Raw genomic sequence first — 21,863 nt, forward strand, 5'->3', positions numbered from 1 at the left:
CATGAGACATCACCTTTTACTAGCTGTTTTTGCTCTTACATTTATTAGCTGTAACCAAAATAAGCCAAAGCAGGCAGAACAAGAAGAGGCTAAACAAATAGCTAAAGATACCCTAGCTTACGAGCTTATAAACTTTTATAAGACTACACCAAGCTGTAAAATTGATTCTTGCGAAGCCTATGTAAAAGTCCTTTACCCTGTTTTTAAAGTTGATACTTTAAATAAATTTATCAGTAATATTATCACCACTTTACCTTATAACGGCCAGCCAACCCGTAATTTAAATTTAGCCGCAGATTCTTTTATCAACGACTACTTAAAGTTTAAGAAAGAATTTCCTGATAGCCCGGCTGGCTACGCTTGGGATCAAAATTTCAGAATAGCTTATCAAGATGAAAATTTCATCAATTTTGCTTATCAAAGCTATGTTTATACTGGCGGGGCACATGGTTTAGAAACCATTCAGTATTTTAATATTTCTAAAAAAGGCTATCAAATTATACAACTAAAAGATATTTTTGACCCTAGTGAAAGAGTTCAGTTAAATGCTATTGCAGAGCAAATTTTTAGAAAACAAGAAGGTTTAAAAGCCGATGATCACTTAGATAGCTATTTCTTTGACGAGCAAAAATTTAGCCTTAATGAGAACTTTATCATCACCAACAAGGGATTAGAATTTTTGTATAACCCTTACGAGATTAAAGCTTATGCTTACGGCAGAACAGCGCTTTTTATCCCTTATAAAGACATACAAGAAATCATAAAAAAAGAAAGTATTTTATCAAAATTCAAACCATAATGGAGGTATTTAAATTTGGTGGCGCTTCTGTAAAAGACGCCGATGGCATTAAAAACTTAGGTTTTATTCTTCAAAAAAACCTCGACAAACAACTTTTAGTTGTTATTTCTGCCATGGGAAAAACTACCAATGCTTTAGAAAAACTTACCAAAAGCTATTTTGATAATAAAGATGATATTTTTGATATTCTGGAGGAGATTAAAGCTTATCATTTTGGTGTTATAGACCAACTTTTTGAAGATAAAAATGCCAAAGTATTTGATGAGATTAATAACACTTTCGTAGAGATTGAATGGGTAATTGAAGACGAACCGCAAGACGAGTTTAATTTCATTTACGACCAAATAGTTTCTGTTGGCGAGGTCCTTTCTACCAAGATAGTAAGTCATTATTTAAATACTATCGGAATCAAAAACAAATGGCTTGATGCTCGTTCTTACATCCAAACAGATAATACTTATCGTGAAGCTAAAATTGACTGGGAGAAGACAGAAAAGTTAATTGCTCAAGGCATCCCTCCTATCTTGAAAGAGCAAATTGCTATTACACAAGGTTTCATCGGTAATACATCAGAAAATTTTACAACAACTTTAGGCAGAGAAGGGTCTGACTATACTGCATCTATCTTCGCGAGCTGTTTAAATGCAAGCCAGGTTACCGTTTGGAAAGATGTTCCGGGTATTTTAAATGCCGACCCAAAATTATTTAACGACACCCAAAAACTGGCTGAATTATCTTATGCCGAGGCTATTGAAATGACTTATTATGGTGCTACGGTTATTCATCCAAAAACCATAAAACCATTACAAAATAAAGGGATACCGTTATTTGTAAAACCTTTTATGCAACCAGAAGAAGCCGGCACCATCATTAAAGAAGCTGATATTGCTATTCAGATTCCTATTTTGATTGTGAAGCAAAACCAGTTGTTGTTGAGTATCTCTACCAAAGATTTTTCTTTTATTACAGAGCATCATCTGAAAGATTTATTTGCAGCTTTTTCTAAAGTAAATATCAAAATTAATATGATGCAGATATCGGCTCTTAGCTTTTCTGCTTGTTTTGATGAGGATGAAATGAAATTTAAACAGCTAAGAAGTTTGATAGAGGCAGACTTTAGCTATAAATACAACAATCATTTACAGCTTGTAACCATCAGACATGCTACGGAAGATAGTATAAAGACCTATGCACAAGACAAAAATTTATTACTAGAACAAAGAAGCAGAACTACGGCACAATTTATCCTAAAAAATGATTAATAAAGCGCTTTTAGATAAAGAAGTTCAAGATTACATTAGGCTTAACGCCGATGCTGACGTGAATAAAATTATCTTAAAAGGCTCTCCATTTCAGGATATTGATGTTAAAGAAATTGCTCACCAAATACAAGGGAAGAAAGCTACATTAAAAAAACTCCCCTTGTGGGCAAATACCGATGGTATTATCTATCCACCTAAAATAAATTTAGAGCAATCATCATCAGAAATAACAGCACTTTACAAAAGTAAATTGGTTAAAAATGCCAACATGGTTGATTTAACTGGTGGTTTTGGTGTTGATGATTTTTACTTTTCCAAAGAAGCTAAAGAGGTTGTACATTGTGAACTTAATCCGCAACTATCTGCCCTTGCACAACACAACAACCAATTGTTAGGTGCTCAGAACATTACATTTCATACTGGCGACAGCCATGAATACCTACAAAACATCCAGCAAACTGATATTATTTATACAGACCCATCTAGAAGGGTAGAAAACTCAAAAGTATTTTTATTACAAGATTGCGAGCCAAACATTATACAACATCTGGATTTTTATTTGTCTAAAGCCCCAAAAATCATATTAAAAGCAGCACCTATTTTAGATATTTATGCAGCAGTTAAAGCACTTAAATATGTAAGCGAAATACATGTTGTAAGTGTAAATAACGAGTGTAAAGAGCTTTTATTCATCATAGAAAAACAAGCATCAGCAACTAAAATTGTTTGTGCTTTATTAACTGCAGAAAATCAAAACATCTTAGAATTCCCATACCTGGAAGAAGAAAATATCATCAGCCCAAGCTATAAAAACCCTGAAACTTATTTATACGAGCCTGATGCTGCCATTTTAAAAGCTGGTCTTTTTAAAAGTATTGCCCAAAAGTTTGATTTACATAAACTACATCAACATTCGCATTTATATACTTCTAAAGAACTAAAAAATGATTTTCCAGGACGAGTTTTAAAGATTAATCATGTTCTGGAATTTAAACAGTTTTCTAAGCAGCATTTAAAAAAAGCTAATGTAGTTTGTAGAAACTTCCATTTAAAACCAGAGGAAGTGAAAAAGAAATTCAAAATAGATGATGGCAGCAATACTTATTTATACTGTACAACAGCCCATGATGAACGCAAAATCATGATGATAGCAGAGCGAATTAGCTAAATTAACAATCGCTCAAACTTATAGGAATATTAACCGCTAAACCACCTTCTGAAGTTTCTTTGTATTTAGAATTCATATCTAAAGCGGTTTCCCACATGGTTTTCACCACACTGTCTAAAGAAACTTTTGCTTTTGATGGTTCGCTTTGTAGTGCTAGTTGAGCTGCCGTGATAGCTTTTATAGCTCCCATGGTATTTCGCTCTATACAAGGCACTTGAACCAAGCCAGCAATTGGGTCGCATGTAAGACCTAAATGATGCTCCATCGCAATTTCTGCAGCCATTAAGCATTGTTCTGGGCTACCTCCTAAAACTTCTGTTAAACCAGCTGCTGCCATGGCAGAGCTTACGCCAATTTCTGCTTGGCAACCGCCCATAGCAGCAGATAAGGTTGCACCTTGTTTAAAAATACTTCCAATTTGTGCTGCGGTTAATAAAAACTGTATGATTTTACTGTTATTTTGCCCATTGCAAAACACAATATAATACATTAAAACAGCCGGAATTACCCCTGCAGAACCATTTGTTGGGGCTGTTACTACCCTACCAAAAGAAGCATTTTCCTCATTTACAGCTAAAGCAAAACAGCTCACCCAGTTTAAAGTGTACTGAAAACCATTACCATTTTCTTTAATAGCTGCTATCCAACCTGTTTGGTCTTGATAATTTTTCCCTGCTAATAACCTTTTATTGATAGCCGCTGCTCTTCTATTTACCAATAATCCGCCGGGTAAAATACCCTCTTCATGACAGCCTTTGTACATACAATTTATCATCACTTGCCATATCTGCATTAATTTTTCATCAATAAGCAGTTCTGGATTCCAGCATTTTTCATTTTCTAAAACTATACTACTGATATTTTTACCAGCCTTTGTACAAGCCTCAAGCAAATGAGCTGCAGTTTGCGTTTCATATTTTGGTGTGGCAGCTTTACCAGATGTTAAAGCTTTTTCACCTTCCTTTTGGATAAAACCACCACCAACAGAATAATAAGTTTCCTGATAAACCTCGGCCGTAGCCATTACAACAATAAACGTAAGCGCATTGGGATGATAAGGTAAAGATTCTTGTTTTAAAAACGCTATATCTTTAGCGTAATTAAAATCTATAAGCTGTTGCTGATGAAGATTTATTTTCTTTCCCTTTTTGATGCCATTTATCACTGGGTTTATCTGGTTAATATCCATCGTAACCGGATCAAAACCGCTTAAACCTAGCATAATGGCTATATCTGTACCATGGCCAATACCTGTTTTGGCTAAAGAACCATATAAATTCACATGAATGCTATTTATCTGATTAAGTTTACCTTTTTCTTGTAAATCTTTCACAAAACGTTGTGCAGCTCGCCAAGGACCAAGCGTATGTGAACTTGACGGACCAACTCCTATTTTAAGGATATCAAAAACAGATATTTGTTCTGGTAGCATGTATATAAAATTAAGCTTAGTCTTCTAAATAATCTAAATCTTTGGAAAAAGTTTCTTGCATTTTATTTAATGCCCAAAATGCTAATCCTAAACTTATTACACCCACAATAATTCCTGCATGTATAAATGTTCCGTTAAACATTTTATTAAAAATTGAAACAGTAATGATAAAGGAACCACGGCACCTCGTACAAAATTAGGCACTGTAGTGGTTACCGTTGCTCTAATATTTGTTCCAAACTGCTCTGCAGCTATGGTCATAAAAATAACCCAATAGCCAACAGAAAAACCAAGGAATAAACAAATAGCATAGAAAGCAAACAAACTTATACCTGATAAGAAGAAATATGCTGCAATACCTATTACAGATAAAAACAAGTACACATAAACAACTTTTAAACGGCTTTTTAACCACTGACTTAACAAACCGCTTGCGATATCTCCAAGTACCAAACCAGCATAGCAACAAGCCACAGCTGCACCAGCATTTACATTTCCTTGAACACCTAAAACCTTACCAAACTCTGGAGATAGGGTAATTAAAATCCCTACTACAAACCATAAAGGCACACCAATAATAATGCATCTTAGATATTTAAAAAATCGGTCTTTACTACTAAATAGAGAGAAAAAATCACCTCTATTAACATGTTCTTGCTCTTTGGTTTTACCAAACATTCCAGATTCTGACACCCCTATTCTTAATAACAATAAGGATAAACCTAAACCTCCGCCAATAAAATAACAGGTACGCCAATCAAAAAACTGCGCAACAAAATAAGCTGCTACAGCACCGCTTACACCAACAGCCGCAACAATAGTTGTGGCATAGCCTCTTTTTTCTTTAGAAATTAACTCGGCAACTAAAGTAATACCAGCTCCAAGCTCTCCGGCTAAACCAACTCCGGCTATAAAACGCCAAACAGCATACGCTTCTATAGTATTTACAAAACCATTGGCAATATTGGCCACAGAGTACATAAAAATAGAACCAAATAAAACAGAAAGCCTGCCTTTTTTATCACCAAGAATGCCCCAAAAAATACCTCCTAAAAGTAAACCTATCATTTGAACGTTTAAAAGAAAAATCCCATTGTCTGTTAAAGTTTGTCCAAAATATCCCATAGACTCTAAACTGGGCACCCTCACAATACTAAAAAGCAGTAAATCATAAACATCTACAAAATAGCCTAAAGAGGCTACAATTACGGCCGCACTTAAAAGACCTGCCTTAGGTTGAATATTTTTCTCTTGTTCTTGTTGAGAAGAAAGCATAATGAAGGTTTAAAATAATTGGTTAAAAACTTTTGATTTATTTTATTTTGTTTGGCTAAATTAATAAATATTTTAAAAAGTTAAAGTTTAATTTTCTTGTGAAAAAAATGGCTTTACAAATTGCAAAGCCACTTTTCATATCATGAATGTAAGTAATTATTTTTTGTATTGGTAACTATCAAACTGAACGCCGTTCTCATTAATCATGCTAAATGATGCTTGGTTATTTTTTAGCGTTACCGCGATGAAATGTCTAATACTTTGAGCTTCTTTCAAATACCATTCTTTTTTGGTTATGGGTCTTGTATTAACTCCCCATGCACCATCGCCCATATAAACAATTCCTTTTCCTGTTTCATCAATTTTATTTTCAAAAATTGGATAAGTTCTTTTATAAGTATGATCATGATTTTCAAAAGCAACTCTAACTCCGTTCTTTTCAAAGAGAGGAACAAAATTTTCTCTTATTTCTTTGCTATTACTAGCAGAAAACGACCTATTTGATGGGTAAGCAGGTACATGATAAAAAGGGAAAATAAAATCTACCTTTTTGCTTCTTGCAGATAAAGTTTGAGCTAACCACTGGGTTTGTTCGCCTTTTATAGGGTTAGAATGGTCTGTATCTAAGGAAACTAAAGAAAGGTAATTTTTAAAATCAAGAACATTATAGCCTCTTAAACCCGGAAAAGCAAAAAAGGTATAAAAGTAAGGAGCTATTTTCTTTCTCCACTCGTTGGTATCTTTAAAATCAGGATGCTTTTTATAAGTTCCATCTATTACTTCATGGTTTCCAATACCAGCTATAATGGGAATAACTCGGTTATCTTTATCAATAAGGGTTTCTTGTACAGATTGAAACCATTGCTCCCATCTGCCTAAGTTCTTTTCTAAACCATTAGCATAAGCTAAATCTCCGCCTAAGACTATAAAATCTGGGTTTAGTGCCAATACAGCCTTATTGGTTCTATCCATATGGGCTTTTTCATGCATGGTATCGCCCCCAGCAACAAAAGTGACGCCTTTTTTGGTATTAAGAGGCATGGTTCTAAACCTGTAAACGGTTTTATCTGTACCAAAAGTAAACTCGTAATTACCTGCTGCTGTAAGATTTTTTAAATAAAATCTAGTAATTTTTTTGGTAGAAAATGGATAGGCAAAGCTTTCTCCTTGAAATTCGTTCCACTTTTTATCTGTTGCTAGTTTATAATATAAAGTGTTTTTACCTTGATAATCGCCTGGTGTATGAATATCAATAACCATAGTAGATGTTGGATCATCAACCCAAGTAAGTAATAGGCCAGCAACTATTTTAGTGTCTTGAGCTTGCAAATTGCAGGCGAAGATAGAGAAGGCTAAAAAGGTAAATACCTTTAGCAAATGTTTAATCATGTTGAGTAATTTTTGGTTTAACAGTGTGATAATCTGAAATTTTAGTGAAAAATTTCGATTCTAAAATACAAAGCCTATACCTAATTACCTAAATTAATCTCTTCTACTTAAAATTTTTCTCAATCAATAATTGGATGATTCCATCCACCATACCAACTCTGGGTACGTAAATATTCTTAATATTACCCCATTTCATCACTTTAAGAAAAATATCGCAAGCTGGGATAATAACATCTGCCCTATCTTGATTTAAGCCTAAAACGTTGATTCTGTCTTTTAAAGAGTAAGAACTTAAATAGTTTTCTAAGCTTTTAAGTTTTGTAAAAGATAAAGGAGAACCATCTTTTTCATCAGATAATTTAAATAATTTATTGATGTTACCGCCTGTACCAATACCAATAAGGTCTCTGGTATCTTTACAATTCTCTTTCATCCAGGTTTGCATATCTTGCCACTCTTCTTCCCTATCTTGGTTATCTAAAATACGTATAGTTCCTAAATTGAAAGATTTTGAGGCTTCCATTTGACCATTACTAAATACAGAAAGTTCTGTACTTCCGCCGCCAACATCTATATATAAATAATTCTTCTTACGGTCTAGCGTTTGTTCTATATGGCTAGCATAAATGATACTAGCTTCTTTTTGTCCGCCAACAACTTCTAAATTAAGGCCTATTTCTTCCTTTACTTTTGCCGCAAGTTCTTCACCATTTACAGCCTCACGCATAGCCGATGTTGCACAAGCCAAATAATCTTCAACTTTATAAACATCCATAAGGTTCTTAAAAGCCTGCATGGTTTTATATAAATCAATAGCTTTCTTTTCAGAGATTTTTTTCTCCAAAAAGCATCATCACCTAATCTTAAAGGCACTCTTACTAAAGTATTTTTCTTAAAAGAGATAGTTCCGTCGTTATCTATAATATCTGCTATAAGGAGTCTTACTGCGTTAGAACCAATATCAATTGCTGCGTATTTCAATTTTAGCTATGTTTTTGTTTTAAATAATTATATGTCTCTATTTGCGAACGATGAGGTTCTTTATCACCAGTTTTATGGTATTTATTGTTGTTAAGATGATTGATTTCTCTGGCTTTGGTATTATCCATTAATTGGATATCTATAATATCTCTTATTTCTTGTTTGATAGCCTCATCATAAATAGGAAAACCTACTTCAACACGATGATCTAAGTTTCTAGTCATTAAATCGGCAGATAAAAGGAATACTTTTTCTTTACCTCCATTAGCAAAAACCCATATACGGGCATGCTCCAAATATTTATCTACAATAGATATTACTTCTATATTTTCGCTAAAGCCTTTTCGCCCAGGAACCAAACTACACATGCCACGCACTATCAATTTTATTTTTACACCTGCATTGCTAGCTTCGTAAAGCTTTTTGATGGTTTGCTCATCGGCAAGGGAGTTCATTTTCAAAATGATATAAGCCGTTTTACCTTGTTTAGCAGCTTTAATTTCCTGATTGATAAGGGCAAACAACTTAGGCCTGGTTTCTAAAGGAGAAACAATTAAATGTTTATAATCTTTAGAAATAACTTTCTTATTGATAGCGATGAACAATTTACTTAACTCTTCTGTAATTCTGGGGTTGGCGGTAAATAAGCTATGGTCGCCATAAATACCTGCTGTTTTCTCATTAAAATTACCTGTTGCTAAATTAGCATAATGCACCTTAACACCTTTTTCTATACGGGTTATCAAACAAATTTTAGAGTGTACTTTATAACCTGTAATACCATAATTAACCAATACGCCTTCTTCTTCTAGCCTATTTGTCCAATAAATATTAGCTTGTTCATCAAAACGGGCTTTAAGCTCAACCAAACAATTTACTTTTTTACCGTTACGTGATGCGTTGATGAGCGCATTAATTACCTTTGAATTTTCTGCTAAGCGATATAGTGTGATATGTATTTGTGTAACTTTTGGATCTATGGCGGCTTCCCTTAAAAAGTGGATGATATAATCAAAAGATTGATAAGGTAAGCTGATGAGATAGTCTTTTTGCTTAATGAGCTCGAACAAACCTTTAAAATAACTTAAGCCTTTTACCGGTAGTGGTGTTTGCTTTTTATATTCTAAATTCTCTAAGCCAACATTAGGAAAACTTATAAAATCCTTAAAATTATGGTATCTATTACCGGGAATTAAGCTCTCTGAATTCAGATTCAGTTTTGCCACGATGGTTGATAGCATATCCATAGGCATAGCAGTATCATAAAGTAAACGCATAGGTTTACCTTTTTTACGCTTTTGCAAGCTTTTAGATAAGGCTTCAATAAACTTATCACTAACGGTTTTATCTAAATCTAGTTCAGCATCTCGGGTAACCTGTATAGAGTAAGCTTCAATTTCATCATAATCAAAAATGAAAAAAACATCATCTAAACAATACCTAATAATATCATCAACCAGAATAATAAATTTTAGATTATTGGTTTCTGGCAGAATTAAAAACCTACTGATACCCTCTGGAAGCTCTACCAAAGCATATTTTACTTTAGTTTTCTTATCTTTTCTTGATAGCTTAACTAAGAAATAAATGACCCTATCTTTTAACTGAGGAAAAGGCTGTTTTTCATCTAAAATAATAGGGACAATAGCAGATAAAAGCTTATCTCTAAAATACGATTTTACGAAAGCTCCTCTGCTTACGTTCAACTGCTTATCATTAAGGATAAAGATTTTATTAGTAGAAAGTTCTTTTATAATATCCTCATACAAAAGATTAAACTTCCTTTCCTGCTTGATAACGATGTTTTTTATCTGGTTAAGGATTTTCTTTGGGTTATAACCTAACTCCTCTTCTACCCTATCCACTACGGTTGTTAACCTATTTAAGGTAGCAACACGTACACGGTAAAACTCATCAAGATTAGACGAAAATATTGCCAAAAACTTAATACGCTCTATCAAAGGGACAGTTTTATCGGCAGCTTCTTGCAGAACCCTGTCGTTAAAATAAAGCCAACTAATTTCTCTGTTTAAAATTGGAGGTTTACTATTTGTCATGTATTGTTTACCACGAAATCCAAAGCTGCAAAATTTAATGTTAACTGTGTGTTAATTATAAACACAGCTAAGCCATTGCTTCGTAAGCTTTAACTCTTATCAAAATTGATGCAGAAAAACCTATTTTTCTATTCTGTTTTCTTAGTAGGTGCTTTGCTTACTTTTTTTGCAGGTGCTTTGCTACTTGTTTTTACTGCCGCAGCCTTAGCAGGAGCCATAGGCTTTTCTGCACTTTTTTTAGTTGCTACAACTTTTGGTGCAGGTGCTTTTTTTATTACAGTTTTAGCTGGAGCTACTTTTGGAGCTGCTTGAACATCATCTAAAACTACTTTAGCTGGGTTCACAACTTCTTTTTTAATAATTTCTTCAATATCAGCAGCCTTGTTATTTACCTTTTTAACCGCTTTAGCGATTACTTTTTTTGCCTTTTGGGCAGATTTTACGGCATTAACTTTAACATCTACTTTTTTTACTTCGGCCTTTTTAGGCTTAATATCTTTTACGCTTTTAATTTTTGCAGCTAATTTCTTAGCTAATAATTTACTCGCTTTTTTTAGCTCTGAGCCAATATCTTCGGCATCATGTCCGAGGCTTATAATAAAATCTTTAAGCTTGGCTTTTAAGTTTACTTCTAATTCGCTTTTAAGCTGTTTTTTAACTTTTCTATTTACCCCTTTAGTTTTTGATGCTTTCATAATAATTTTGTTTTATTTAAATCTATCTTTAAAAACTCAATTAATCAAATTAAGTTTTGTATGCCATCATTTGATATCGTAAGTAAATTAGATAGCCAAACATTAGATAACGCTATCAATAACGCAAAAAAGGAAATTTTAAATCGTTATGATTTTCATGATTCTAAAAGTTCTATAGAATTGGATAAGAAAACCAATGCTTTAACCATAATTACAGAGAACGATATGCGCTTAAAAGCTATTATTGATTCTATTATTTCAAGAATGGTAAAGCAACATTTAGATCCTAATGCTTTAAACTTAGAAAAACCTCATTACAGCGTTTCAGGTAATATGATTAGGAAAGATATTGATGTTAAAGAAGGTATTGATAAAGAAACAGCTAAAAAGATTGTGAAGAAAATTAAAGATTCTGGACTTAAAGTACAGGCTTCTATTATGGAAGACCAAGTAAGGGTACAAGGCAAGAAAATTGATGATTTACAAGCGGTGATTCAACTTTGCAGAGGCGATAATTTTGGGCAACCACTGCAATACATCAACATGAGAAACTAAGTATGGAAAAAACAATAGCGGCATCAGATTTAATTATTAATGCTGATGGCAGTATTTATCATCTAAACTTAAGACCAGAAGATATTGCCGATACCATTATTACTGTTGGCGACCAAGAAAGGGTGCCTGAGGTGAGCAAGTATTTTGATAAAATCGAGCTCAAAAAAGGCAAAAGAGAATTTATTACGCATACAGGTTATATCGGTAAAAAAAGAATTACCGTTATTTCTACCGGTATTGGTACTGATAATATCGACATTGTTTTAAACGAATTGGATGCGCTTGCTAATATTGATTTTGAGCAAAGACAAATAAAAGAAAACCATAAAACTTTACAAATTATTAGGCTAGGAACATCAGGAAGTATAAATAAAGATGTAGAAATGGGCAGTATTTTAGCTTCTTCGCATGGTTTAGGCTTAGATAGCTTGATGCATTATTACGAAAGAAATCTGAACAATGAAGACAAAGTTTTAGAGCAACAAGTTAAATCCTCTCTTCAAGATTTAGGTTTATCTCCTTATTTAACATCAGCTTCAGCTTCTTTATTAAATACTTTAGCTGCTGATATTCCTAAAGGGATAACAGTAACGGCTCCGGGGTTTTACGCTCCACAAGGCAGAAAAGTAAGAGCAAACAATAAAATCAATAACCTTATTGAAAGACTAACCAGCTTAAATGTAAGTAAATACCAAGTCACCAATTTAGAAATGGAAACGGCGGGAATTTACGCTCTTGCCAACGCTTTAGGTCATGAAGCTATTTCTATCAATGCTATTTTAGCCAGTCGATTAAACTTTGAATTTGCTGCTAACCCTGCATTAATTGTAGAAAATATGCTAAAAAAGGTTTTAGAAAAACTAGCTTAATGCTTTAACGTAATTTAAAAACAGCGCTAAAGCTTCTCTTTTTTGAGTATCTAAAGGATAATCTATTTTATGTAGCAGATAGTCTTCCAAATCAAAATTAGCTCGCATTTGCATGGTTTTAAAGACTTCTTTACGGTTATCTAAACCATGTTTTAAGGCATCATTAAAAGCATTAACAAATTTCTCAGGCAACTTTTTATTGCTTACCCAAGCGGCAAAAACAAAAGGCAAACCTGTGAAATTTTTCCATTCTTGAGCCAAATCATAAGCATAAGGATATTGATTTTGCTTACCAAAAGTACGGTCGCCAATTTGTACAAAGGCTGTTTTAGGATGTTTAAGTTCACCATAATCTACAGCATTAATCAACCTTACTGGATTAACCTTAAAATAATGTTTTAACAGTACAAAGGCTAAATTATTTGAGGTGTTAGACTCGGGGTCTAATTGTAGAAATTCTATTTCTTCTACCGGGCAGTTGCTAAAAATATAAACCGAGTTTACTATACCATTAGCACCTATGCAATAATCAGAAACTAAATGATATTCTGGCAATTTCAATAAAGACGCCACAGGAATTAAACCTATATCAGCTTCATCATCTATTAATTTTTGAGCGCACAATGCCGGATAATCTACCGTTAACTGTATTTCTTCTTTAACAGGATGATGCGCTAAACCATAAATAAAGGGTAATGTATTGGTATAACTAACCGCAGAAACTCTTATCATCTCAAAATAAAATCAAAACCTATAAACCCTGCTCTTCTAAATGCGCCAAACTATTAAAAACTTCTATCTCAAACTGCTCTCCATCATAGTTTAAAACATATAAAGAAGTATTTTGGTGCGGATAGGTATCCATCTCAGATAATGGCTTTTTCATCAATAAACACATTAATAAACGTATAGCTCTGCCATGCATACAAATTAAAACCGTGTTTTCATGGTCTTGCTTAGTAATATGATTCATGGCTGCTGCTTGTCTTACATAAACCTCATTGGGGCTTTCGCCACCTTCTGGCTTCACATCATAATGCCCGGCAGCCCAAGCCTGTATTAAATTAACAAAAGCCTCTCTTAAAGCTGCATTGCTTTTTTGACCTTCATAAACACCCCAAGCCAACTCATCTAAACCAGCTAACTGCTCCCAAACTAAGCCGTCATTAATAAAGTCTTTTACCGTTTGATGTGTTCTTTTTAAGGTTGATGTATAAAGCTTATCAAAAGGAATATTTTTATATTTTTTATAAAAAGCTTCACCTTGCGCTATTCCTGTAGCATTTAAATCAGAATTTACTCCCCTGCCTTGTACAATCCCATCTTTATTGAAATCTGTTTCACCATGCCTAATGATGTAAAGCTTTTTATTTTTCTTCTTATCCAAACTCTATATTTTTAATTAATAACGGGTAAAGCGTAGTATTTTGGTTTTTCATCCTCGGGGAAATCAACATTTTCAAAATCATTGATGATGTTGTATAAAGTATCTCTTTCAACAGGCTTTTTACCAACTGCTTTAATCAATTTCACTAAATCTTTAGTGCTCATGGCAGGGTTTTGCTCCTCGGCACCAGCCATCGAATAAATTTTTGTAGTATCGTCTAAAGTACCATCAATATCATCTACACCAAAATTAAGCGATAGTTGAGCGGTATTTCTACCTATCATGGCCCAATAAGCTTTGATATGATCAAAATTATCCAGATAAATTCTAGAGATAGCATAGTTTCTTAAATCCTCAACTACTGTAGATTCTGCTACATGCGACATTTGGTTATCTTGGTTTCTAAATTTTAACGGAATAAAAGTTTGAAAACCGCCTGTTTTGTCTTGCAATACTCTCAATTTTTCTAAATGGTCTACCCTATGCCAATATTCCTCAATATGGCCATATAGCATGGTTGCATTAGAACGCATTCCTAATTTATGCCATTCTTCGTGTATTTGCAGCCACTGTTCTGCATCACATTTATCTTTAGCTATTTGCTCTCTTATTTCCGGATGAAAAATTTCTGCACCACCACCTGGCATAGACTCTAAGCCGGCTTCTTTCATCATACGCATACCAGTAGCGTAATCTACTTTGGCTTTTTTAAAGATGTAATGATATTCTACTGGAGTAAGTGCTTTAACATGCAACTCTGGGCGATGCTTTTTAATTGCGGTAAAGAAATCCATATAAAATTTCATATCATATTGCGGCAATACACCGCCTACTATATGAACTTCTGTAACAGGCTGCTCATCATAAGATTTTACAATGGCCATCATTTCCTCCATGGTATACTCCCAGCCTTCTGCCTTTTCTTTGATCAAACGAGAATAAGAGCAAAATTTACAATCATAAACGCATAAGTTTGTAGGCTCTATATGGAAATTTCTATTAAAATAAGTAACGTTTCCATGCTTCTTGGTTCTGATATAGTTTGCTAAAACACCTAGATAGGATAAATCAGCTTTTTTGTATAAAAGAACTCCTTCTTCAAAACTTATTCTCTCTCCGTTTTGTACTTTTTTGGCTATTTCTTTTAAAGAAGCCTCAAGATGAGCATCTTGTAAAAGTACTGCGAGTTGATGGTCTGCGTTCATGTGATGAATTTTGTCAAAATTAACAATTAACAAGCTTTTTTTTAGTTTACTTAATGTAAAACAAACACTTTTATATTAAGTTTACTTTCATATTTAAAAGATGATGAATTTAGAGACCATAGCCATACATGCAGGCAACAAAGTTGATGAAGCTACTAAAGCAGTTGTACAGCCCTTAATTTTGTCGAGCACTTTTGAAAGAAGCAATGGCGAATATCCTGGTGGATATATCTATTCCAGAGCAGATAATCCTAACCGCAAGTCTTTAGAACGTGTTTTAGCTTTATTGGAAGGCGGTGAAGATGCTTGTGCTTTTGCCACAGGTAATGCAGCTGGCATGTCGGTTTTTCAAGCTTTAGCACCTGGCTCTCATATCATTTGTCCTGATGATATGTATCACGGACTAAGAAATCAGCTTAAAATATTGTTTAAAGGGATTTTAACTTTTGATTTTATTGATTTTACCGATTTATCTTTAATAGAAAGCACCATAAATGATTCTACAAAGTTAATATGGGCCGAAACACCATCTAACCCTTTATTAAAATTAGCCGATATTGCAGCTATAGCGGAAATTTGTAAAAAGTATCAACTCATATTTGCTGTTGATAATACCTTTGCAACGCCTATTTGCCAGCAACCTTTAACCTTAGGTGCACATTTAGTAATGCACTCTACCACCAAATATTTAAATGGCCATAGCGATGTTACGGGTGGTGTCATCATCACTAAAAATAAAGACGAATTTTGGGAGAAGATTAGAACCGTACAAGGTTTTGGCGGTGCAACCCCCTCTCCTTTTGATTGTTATTTGATTACCCGCGGCATTAAAACTTTACCTTACCGGATGCGTGGCCATGTAGAAAACGCTGTTAAATTGGCTGTTTATTTAGAAAGTCATCCTGCTGTTGAAGCTGTTTTTTATCCCGGTTTAGCATCACACCCGCAGCATAATTTAGCAAAAAAACAAATGTTAAGCTATAGTGGTATGCTTTCTTTTACTTTAAAAGGTGGTGAAAAAGCCGCTTTTGATTTGATAAACGGATTGAAAATATTTACTCAAGCTACAAGTTTAGGCGGAGTAGAAAGTTTAATAGAACACCGTTATGCAGTAGAAGGTCCGGATACTAAAACGCCAAAAAATTTACTAAGAGTTTCTGTTGGCTTAGAACATATTGATGATTTAATTGCTGATTTAGCTCAGAATTTAGACCACCTAAACTCTTAATTATCAGTAAAATAAAAATTAGTTCAAAATTTTATTTGGAAAAGCAAAATAAACAAACCTATATTTGAAATATTATTTGGTTTAAATACCAAAATCAATTCCTTTCAAAAGGTCTTGATTTATAAAGAAGTGGTGAGAGAATAGGCTCTAAGACCCACTGGCAACCTCACAAAGATTGTGAAAGGTGCCAAATCCTACCCCGAAAGGGAAATATAAATATTTAAAGACATGAAAAATTTAAAATTCTTCTTACATCAAACTTATTTCCTACTAAAAGGAAATCAAAATTCTTATGTTTTACAATTTGCTGATGCAAGCTGTAGCATGCGTTGTTATATGTGCTAATTCTGGCACTTCTTTATCTCAACTAACAACAATTTTATTTTATTATTCACAATCTTAACATATTACACAATGTCTAGTCAAAATTTAAAATTTGAAACACTACAATTACATGCTGGTCAACAAGTAGACCCAACAACTGGTTCAAGAGCAGTTCCTTTGTACCAAACTACTTCTTATGTATTTAACAGTTCAGAACATGGCGCCAATTTATTCGCTTTAAAAGAGTTCGGGAATATTTACACCCGTTTAATGAACCCTACTACCGATGTTTTTGAGCAAAGAGTAGCAGCTTTAGAGGGTGGTGTAGCAGCTTTAGCGGTAGCATCAGGGCAAGCGGCTCAATTCATCGCCATAGCAAATATTATCCAATCTGGAGAGAACTTTGTTTCAACAAGATATTTATACGGTGGTAGCTATAACCAATTTAAAGTACAATTTAAGAGGTTAGGTATAGAAGCTCGTTTTGTGAACGAGGAAACTCCTGAAGCTTATGAAGCTTTGATAGACGATAAAACTAAAGCTATTTACCTAGAAACTATTGGTAACCCAGCGTTTAACATCCCTGATTTTGAAAAAATATCGGCTTTAGCTAAAAAACACGACCTTCCTTTAATTGTAGATAATACTTTTGGTGCTGGCGGCTATCTTTTTAGACCTATTGAGCATGGCGCTAATGTGGTGGTAGAATCTGCAACAAAATGGATTGGCGGACATGGCACAAGCGTTGGCGGTGTTATTGTTGATGGCGGAAATTACAATTGGGGAAATGGTAAATTCCCTCAATTCTCTGAGCCATCAGAAGGTTACCATGGTTTAGTTTTCTCTGATGTTTTTGGAGTTAACGGTCCTTTTGGCAACATCCAGTTTATCATTAGAGCAAGAGTAGAAGGTTTAAGAGATTTTGGACCTGCCATTTCTCCGTTCAACTCTTTCTTATTGATTCAAGGTTTAGAAACCCTTTCTTTAAGAGTACAAAGACATGTTGATAATGCTTTAGAGCTAGCAAAATGGTTAGAAAACCATGATGCAGTACAAGCAGTTAACTACCCTGGTTTAGAATCATCTCCTTACCATACTTTAGCTAAAAAGTATTTAAAAAATGGTTTTGGCGGAGTATTATCTTTCGAGCTAAAAGGCGATAAAGAAAACGCCATCAAATTTGTTGATGCACTTAAACTAACCAGCCATTTAGCCAATGTGGGCGATGCAAAAACACTTATCATACAGCCTTCTGCAACTACACACCAACAACTAAGTGCTGAAGAGCAATTAAAAGCAGGTGTTACTCCAACTTTATTAAGAGTTTCTGTAGGTATAGAGCATATTGATGACATTAAAGCTGATTTTGCTCAAGCTTTTGATGCCATTAAATAATTTTCAAATCCTTTTTAATTGATGATTGCGATGAGTATAAAGACATTTCAATATAAAAAGCAGTTTAAGCTAGAAAGTGGTAAAAGACTTAAAAAGCTAAACATAGCTTACCATACTTTTGGTAAGCTAAATGCTGATAAAAGCAATGTAGTATGGGTTTGTCATGCTTTAACCGCAAATTCTGATGTATTTGATTGGTGGAAAGGCCTGTTTGGCGAAAAAGATTTATTTAATCGGGAAGAGTATTTTATTGTTTGTGCTAATATTTTAGGTTCTCCTTATGGCACTACAAATCCTTTATCAGTAAATGAAACCACCAAGCAACCTTATTATTTGTCTTTTCCAAAAATCTCTATCAGAGATATGGTGGAGGCGCACAAACTTTTAGCGCAACACTTAGCAATTGAAAACATTGAGGTTTTAATTGGAGGTTCTTTAGGTGGCCAACAAGCTTTAGAGTGGTCTGTTTCTGAAGCTGATAGAATTAAAAACCTAATTGTTTTAGCTACTAATGCACAACACTCTGCTTGGGGAATTGCTTTTAACGAATCGCAAAGATTGGCTATAGAAACCGATAGAACTTTTTATACACAAGAAGCGAAAGGTGGGCAAAAAGGCTTGAAAACAGCTAGAAGCATGGCTTTATTATCTTACAGAACTTACAACTGTTATGCTGATAAACAAGCAGAAGCGTCTAACGAAGTTATAGATTTATTTAAATCTTCATCCTACCAAAATTATCAAGGAGAGAAATTGGTAAAAAGATTTAACGCCTACAGCTATTGGTATTTAACCAAAACTATGGATAGCCACAACTTAGGAAGAGGAAGAACAAGTGTAGAAGCCGCTTTAGCAAGCATAAAAGCAAATACTTTAGTTATAGGTATAGCTTCTGATATTCTTTTCCCTACACATGAGCAAAAATTTATTGCTAAGCATATTGAGGAAGCAGAATATCATGAAATTGATTCTTTATACGGGCATGATGGCTTCTTGCTTGAGGTTGAAAAGCTTGAAAATATTATTTCTAAGTTCTTAAGAGAAAAATCTTTAGAAAAAAAACAAAGCAGCTTACAAGTTGCTTAAATAAAAAAACCGATTAGGAAGAAGCTAATCGGTTTTTTTTATACTAGGAAGTTTAAACTTAAATTTCTCTATGGCTATCCCACTGCTCTAGGTAATCGGCTACTTTTTTCACAAACATACCGCCTAGTGCACCATCAACAACCCTATGGTCATAAGATAATGATAAGTACATCATGTGTCTGATACCTATCATATCGCCATGTTCTGTTTCTATCACAGCTGGTTTCTTTTTAATAACACCAACTGCTAAAATAGCTACTTGTGGTTGGTTGATGATTGGCGTACCCATGATATTACCAAAACCACCAATATTGGTAATGGTAAACGTACCACCTTGAATTTCATCGGGCTGTAGTTTATTAACTCTGGCTCTTGCAGCTAAATCATTAACGGCTTTGGTTAAACCCACCATATTTAGCTGGTCGGCATTTTTAATTACCGGTACAATTAAATTTCCGCTTGGCAAAGCCGTAGCCATTCCTATATTGATATCTTTCTTTTTGATGATTTGAGAACCATTTACAGAGATATTAATCATAGGCATATCTTTAATAGCCTTAGCAACAGCCTCAATAAAAATTGGTGTAAAAGTTATCTTCTCGTTTTCGCGTTTCTCAAAAGCATTTTTTACTTTATTTCTCCATTGCACCAGATTGGTAACATCGGCCTCAACAACAGAACAAACATGAGCAGATGTTTGCTTACTGTTAATCATATGATCTGCAATAAGTTTACGCATTCTGTCCATCTCAATAATCTCATCATGACCACTATAGGCAACTTTAGATGTAGGTTTAGAGGCTGCCGGTTCTTCCTCAACTGCTTTTGGCTGCACAGGCATTTGTCTTTCTTCTACTATGGGTTGAACTTTATTTTCAACTGATGACTGCGGATTATTTCTCTGATTCTTCTCTGCTATATAATTCAGTAAATCATTCTTCGTTACTCGGTTTTCTGCACCTGTGCCTTGTATTTTATCAAGCTCGGCTAAATCTAAACCTTCTTCCTGAGCTATACTTTTAACTAAAGGAGAATAAAACCTTCCTGATTCTGAATTTTGGAAGCTTGGCTCTTCTTTTTCTGCCTGTGCCGGGATAAAGGGAACTTCTTCTTCTTCTTTTTCAATAATCTTTTCTTCTGCTACAACGCTATTCTCCGCAACAGGAACTGATTCTTGTGCTTTTGGTTCGTCTTGCTGAGCTTCTTCACCAGCTCCTTCAATTTCTATAATGGCAATTACATCACCAACTTGTGCCACCTCATTTTCAGCAAAAAACTGTTGTATTAGCTTACCTTTTACTGGTGAAGGTACTTCAGAATCAACCTTATCTGTAGCTACCTCCAATACAATATCATCTATTTCGATGTTATCTCCAGGGTTTTTCTCCCACTTGATAACCGTTGCTTCCGCCACACTTTCGCCCATTTTTGGCAATAGTAATTTGTATTGAGCCATAAGAATTATTTATCGTTTATAACAAAAATAACAATTTGATTGATTTTTATGCTTGATGTTGCTTAAGTAATCGTAATAAAAGATTTAGCGCCGCAATAGCCGACCTCTCTATATTTTGTAAGCGTTTATTACTAAAAGTAAATTTCTTGGCAATAGTTTGCTGTTGATGCGCAACGGCTATCCAAACTGTACCTACAGGTTTTTCTGCTGTGCCGCCATCAGGACCTGCAATGCCACTGATTGCTATAGCGTAATCACTATTAAAATTTTTAATGGCTCCGTTAGCCATTGCTGTAACTGTTTCTTCGCTAACAGCGCCATAGGTATCTAAAGTTTGACTACTTACGCCTAGTTGCTTCACTTTTAAAGCATTAGCATAAACAATTCCTCCGCCTAAAAACACTGAAGAAGAGCCCGAATGTTGGGTAAGTAAATGAGAAAGATAACCTCCAGTACAGCTTTCTGCAACGCTAAGGGTAAGTTTATGCGTATCCATTAAATTTAAAATGGCTTTTTCTAGAGGTATATCCTCATCGGCAACCCAGAAATCTTCTATCTCATTTTTAATGAGTTTGGCAAAATGCGCTACTTCTTGCTGTGTTTCTGGAGTAATACCTGTTACAGTGCTTAATCTTAACCTTACAATACCCAATTTGGGTAAATAAGCCAATTTAATATAAGCCGGTAAACTATCCTCTATGTGTGCTATTTTTTCGGCCAAGAAAGACTCGCCAATTCCCGCTGTTAAAATAGTTTTATGGTATATAGAAGGTAAATTATAGGTGGCTTTAATCAATGGCAATATTTTATCTTGCATTAAAGCCATCATTTCAAAAGGCACACCAGGCATAGAAACAATTATCCTATCCTCATTTCTAAATAACATACAAGGGGCAGTACCATTCTCGTTTAAGATAACTTCGCAATTATCTGGCACCATGGCTTGTAGCTTATTGAGATCGGTTACTGGTGCATTATATTTCGCAAAAATAGAAGCAACTTTATCTAAAGTGGGCTGGTGCAAGACCATCCCTCCGCTTTTATAAAACTCTGCTAATGTCTTCTTGGTAATATCGTCTTTTGTAGGACCTAAACCGCCAGTAATCAAAATAATATTAGCTCTTTTCTCTGCCTCACGAAGTGCTTCTTTAATATGCTCGGCGTCATCAGAAACAGATGTTATTTGTTTTACCTTAACCCCTATTTTATTGAGTTCTACAGCCATCCAGGCCGAGTTTGAATCGATAATTTGGCCTATAAGAATCTCATCGCCAATGGTAATAATTTCTGCAAGCATATG

19 protein-coding genes and 1 riboswitch are annotated in these 21,863 nt (G+C 34.4%); of the genes, 8 read left to right on the forward strand and 11 right to left on the reverse strand.

The genetic code is table 11. The annotated features are described in order from the left end of the window. The first annotated feature begins 1 nt into the window (after position 1). From FYC62_RS07370 to FYC62_RS07380, 3 genes are read left to right on the forward strand one after another with little or no spacing between them, the layout of a single operon-like run. Positions 2–799 carry a DUF3298 and DUF4163 domain-containing protein gene (locus tag FYC62_RS07370; RefSeq protein WP_149074491.1) on the forward strand — a complete coding sequence of 266 codons (798 nt, stop codon included), beginning with the start codon at positions 2–4 and terminating at the stop codon, positions 797–799. Further along, the gene (locus FYC62_RS07375; protein ID WP_149074492.1) at positions 799–2,061 is read left to right on the forward strand and encodes an aspartate kinase; all 1,263 of its coding nucleotides are present in this window, start codon (positions 799–801) and stop codon (positions 2,059–2,061) included. The genes FYC62_RS07370 and FYC62_RS07375 overlap by 1 nt, the downstream gene beginning before the upstream one ends. Further along, positions 2,054–3,229: a class I SAM-dependent methyltransferase gene (locus FYC62_RS07380; protein WP_240534854.1), complete on the forward strand. Its 1,176-nt coding sequence runs from the start codon at positions 2,054–2,056 to the stop codon at positions 3,227–3,229. The genes FYC62_RS07375 and FYC62_RS07380 overlap by 8 nt, the downstream gene beginning before the upstream one ends. A gap of 1 nt (position 3,230) precedes the next feature. Here the strand turns inward: FYC62_RS07380 and FYC62_RS07385 are convergent, their stop codons facing one another. The 6 genes from FYC62_RS07385 to FYC62_RS07410 all read right to left on the reverse strand — a co-directional run bounded on the left by FYC62_RS07385 (position 3,231) and on the right by FYC62_RS07410 (position 11,058). Beyond that, positions 3,231–4,661, reverse strand: a complete 1,431-nt coding sequence (locus FYC62_RS07385; protein ID WP_149074493.1) for an L-serine ammonia-lyase — start codon at positions 4,659–4,661, stop codon at positions 3,231–3,233. A gap of 96 nt (positions 4,662–4,757) precedes the next feature. Then, positions 4,758–5,936 (reverse strand): MFS transporter, encoded by a 1,179-nt coding sequence (locus FYC62_RS07390; protein ID WP_149074494.1) that lies wholly within the window; start codon positions 5,934–5,936, stop codon positions 4,758–4,760. Positions 5,937–6,092: 156 nt separating this feature from the next. Continuing rightward, positions 6,093–7,325: a purple acid phosphatase family protein gene (locus FYC62_RS07395; protein WP_149074495.1), complete on the reverse strand. Its 1,233-nt coding sequence runs from the start codon at positions 7,323–7,325 to the stop codon at positions 6,093–6,095. Between the two features lie 103 nt (positions 7,326–7,428). Beyond that, complete coding sequence (locus FYC62_RS07400; RefSeq protein WP_449406387.1) at positions 7,429–8,169, reverse strand: Ppx/GppA phosphatase family protein; 741 nt, start codon at positions 8,167–8,169, stop codon at positions 7,429–7,431. A gap of 139 nt (positions 8,170–8,308) precedes the next feature. Then, complete coding sequence (gene ppk1 / locus FYC62_RS07405; protein WP_149074496.1) at positions 8,309–10,363, reverse strand: polyphosphate kinase 1; 2,055 nt, start codon at positions 10,361–10,363, stop codon at positions 8,309–8,311. A 128-nt stretch (positions 10,364–10,491) separates the two neighbouring features. Next, positions 10,492–11,058 carry an outer membrane integrity protein gene (locus tag FYC62_RS07410; RefSeq protein ID WP_149074497.1) on the reverse strand — a complete coding sequence of 189 codons (567 nt, stop codon included), beginning with the start codon at positions 11,056–11,058 and terminating at the stop codon, positions 10,492–10,494. Between the two features lie 60 nt (positions 11,059–11,118). On the opposite strand from FYC62_RS07410, the gene FYC62_RS07415 reads away from it, so the two are divergent. Together FYC62_RS07415 and FYC62_RS07420 are read left to right on the forward strand one after the other, a co-directional pair. After that, on the forward strand, positions 11,119–11,613 hold the full coding sequence (locus tag FYC62_RS07415) for a YajQ family cyclic di-GMP-binding protein (RefSeq protein ID WP_149074498.1): 495 nt from the start codon (positions 11,119–11,121) through the stop codon (positions 11,611–11,613). 2 nt (positions 11,614–11,615) lie between these two features. Beyond that, positions 11,616–12,482, forward strand: a complete 867-nt coding sequence (locus FYC62_RS07420) for a nucleoside phosphorylase (RefSeq protein ID WP_149074499.1) — start codon at positions 11,616–11,618, stop codon at positions 12,480–12,482. Here the strand turns inward: FYC62_RS07420 and FYC62_RS07425 are convergent. Genes FYC62_RS07425 through mqnE form a run of 3 tightly spaced genes read right to left on the reverse strand, consistent with a single transcriptional unit; the run spans position 12,474 to position 15,074 of the window. Next, positions 12,474–13,214, reverse strand: a complete 741-nt coding sequence (locus FYC62_RS07425; protein ID WP_149074500.1) for a menaquinone biosynthetic enzyme MqnA/MqnD family protein — start codon at positions 13,212–13,214, stop codon at positions 12,474–12,476. The genes FYC62_RS07420 and FYC62_RS07425 overlap by 9 nt on opposite strands. A 19-nt stretch (positions 13,215–13,233) precedes the next feature. After that, complete coding sequence (locus FYC62_RS07430) at positions 13,234–13,869, reverse strand: histidine phosphatase family protein (RefSeq protein WP_149074501.1); 636 nt, start codon at positions 13,867–13,869, stop codon at positions 13,234–13,236. Between the two features lie 11 nt (positions 13,870–13,880). Beyond that, positions 13,881–15,074, reverse strand: coding sequence for an aminofutalosine synthase MqnE (mqnE, locus tag FYC62_RS07435; RefSeq protein ID WP_149074502.1), 1,194 nt, complete (start codon positions 15,072–15,074; stop codon positions 13,881–13,883). A gap of 100 nt (positions 15,075–15,174) precedes the next feature. Between mqnE and FYC62_RS07440 the strand changes: the two genes are divergently transcribed. The 3 genes from FYC62_RS07440 to metX all read left to right on the forward strand — a co-directional run bounded on the left by FYC62_RS07440 (position 15,175) and on the right by metX (position 19,107). Continuing rightward, positions 15,175–16,302: a trans-sulfuration enzyme family protein gene (locus tag FYC62_RS07440; RefSeq protein ID WP_317131529.1), complete on the forward strand. Its 1,128-nt coding sequence runs from the start codon at positions 15,175–15,177 to the stop codon at positions 16,300–16,302. Positions 16,303–16,418: 116 nt separating this feature from the next. Next, a riboswitch (SAM riboswitch) is annotated at positions 16,419–16,521 on the forward strand. Between the two features lie 195 nt (positions 16,522–16,716). Beyond that, complete coding sequence (locus tag FYC62_RS07445) at positions 16,717–18,021, forward strand: O-acetylhomoserine aminocarboxypropyltransferase/cysteine synthase family protein (protein WP_039450602.1); 1,305 nt, start codon at positions 16,717–16,719, stop codon at positions 18,019–18,021. Between the two features lie 30 nt (positions 18,022–18,051). After that, complete coding sequence (gene metX, locus FYC62_RS07450) at positions 18,052–19,107, forward strand: homoserine O-acetyltransferase MetX (RefSeq protein WP_149074503.1); 1,056 nt, start codon at positions 18,052–18,054, stop codon at positions 19,105–19,107. 58 nt (positions 19,108–19,165) lie between these two features. On the opposite strand, the gene FYC62_RS07455 is transcribed toward metX, so the two are convergent. Together FYC62_RS07455 and FYC62_RS07460 are read right to left on the reverse strand one after the other, a co-directional pair. After that, positions 19,166–20,563 carry a dihydrolipoamide acetyltransferase family protein gene (locus tag FYC62_RS07455; RefSeq protein WP_149074504.1) on the reverse strand — a complete coding sequence of 466 codons (1,398 nt, stop codon included), beginning with the start codon at positions 20,561–20,563 and terminating at the stop codon, positions 19,166–19,168. A 46-nt stretch (positions 20,564–20,609) separates the two neighbouring features. Next, positions 20,610–21,860 carry a competence/damage-inducible protein A gene (locus tag FYC62_RS07460; protein WP_149074505.1) on the reverse strand — a complete coding sequence of 417 codons (1,251 nt, stop codon included), beginning with the start codon at positions 21,858–21,860 and terminating at the stop codon, positions 20,610–20,612. Positions 21,861–21,863: the final 3 nt, after the last annotated feature.

It is taken from the genome of Pedobacter aquae (assembly GCF_008195825.1).
Lineage (GTDB): Bacteria > Bacteroidota > Bacteroidia > Sphingobacteriales > Sphingobacteriaceae > Pseudopedobacter > Pseudopedobacter aquae.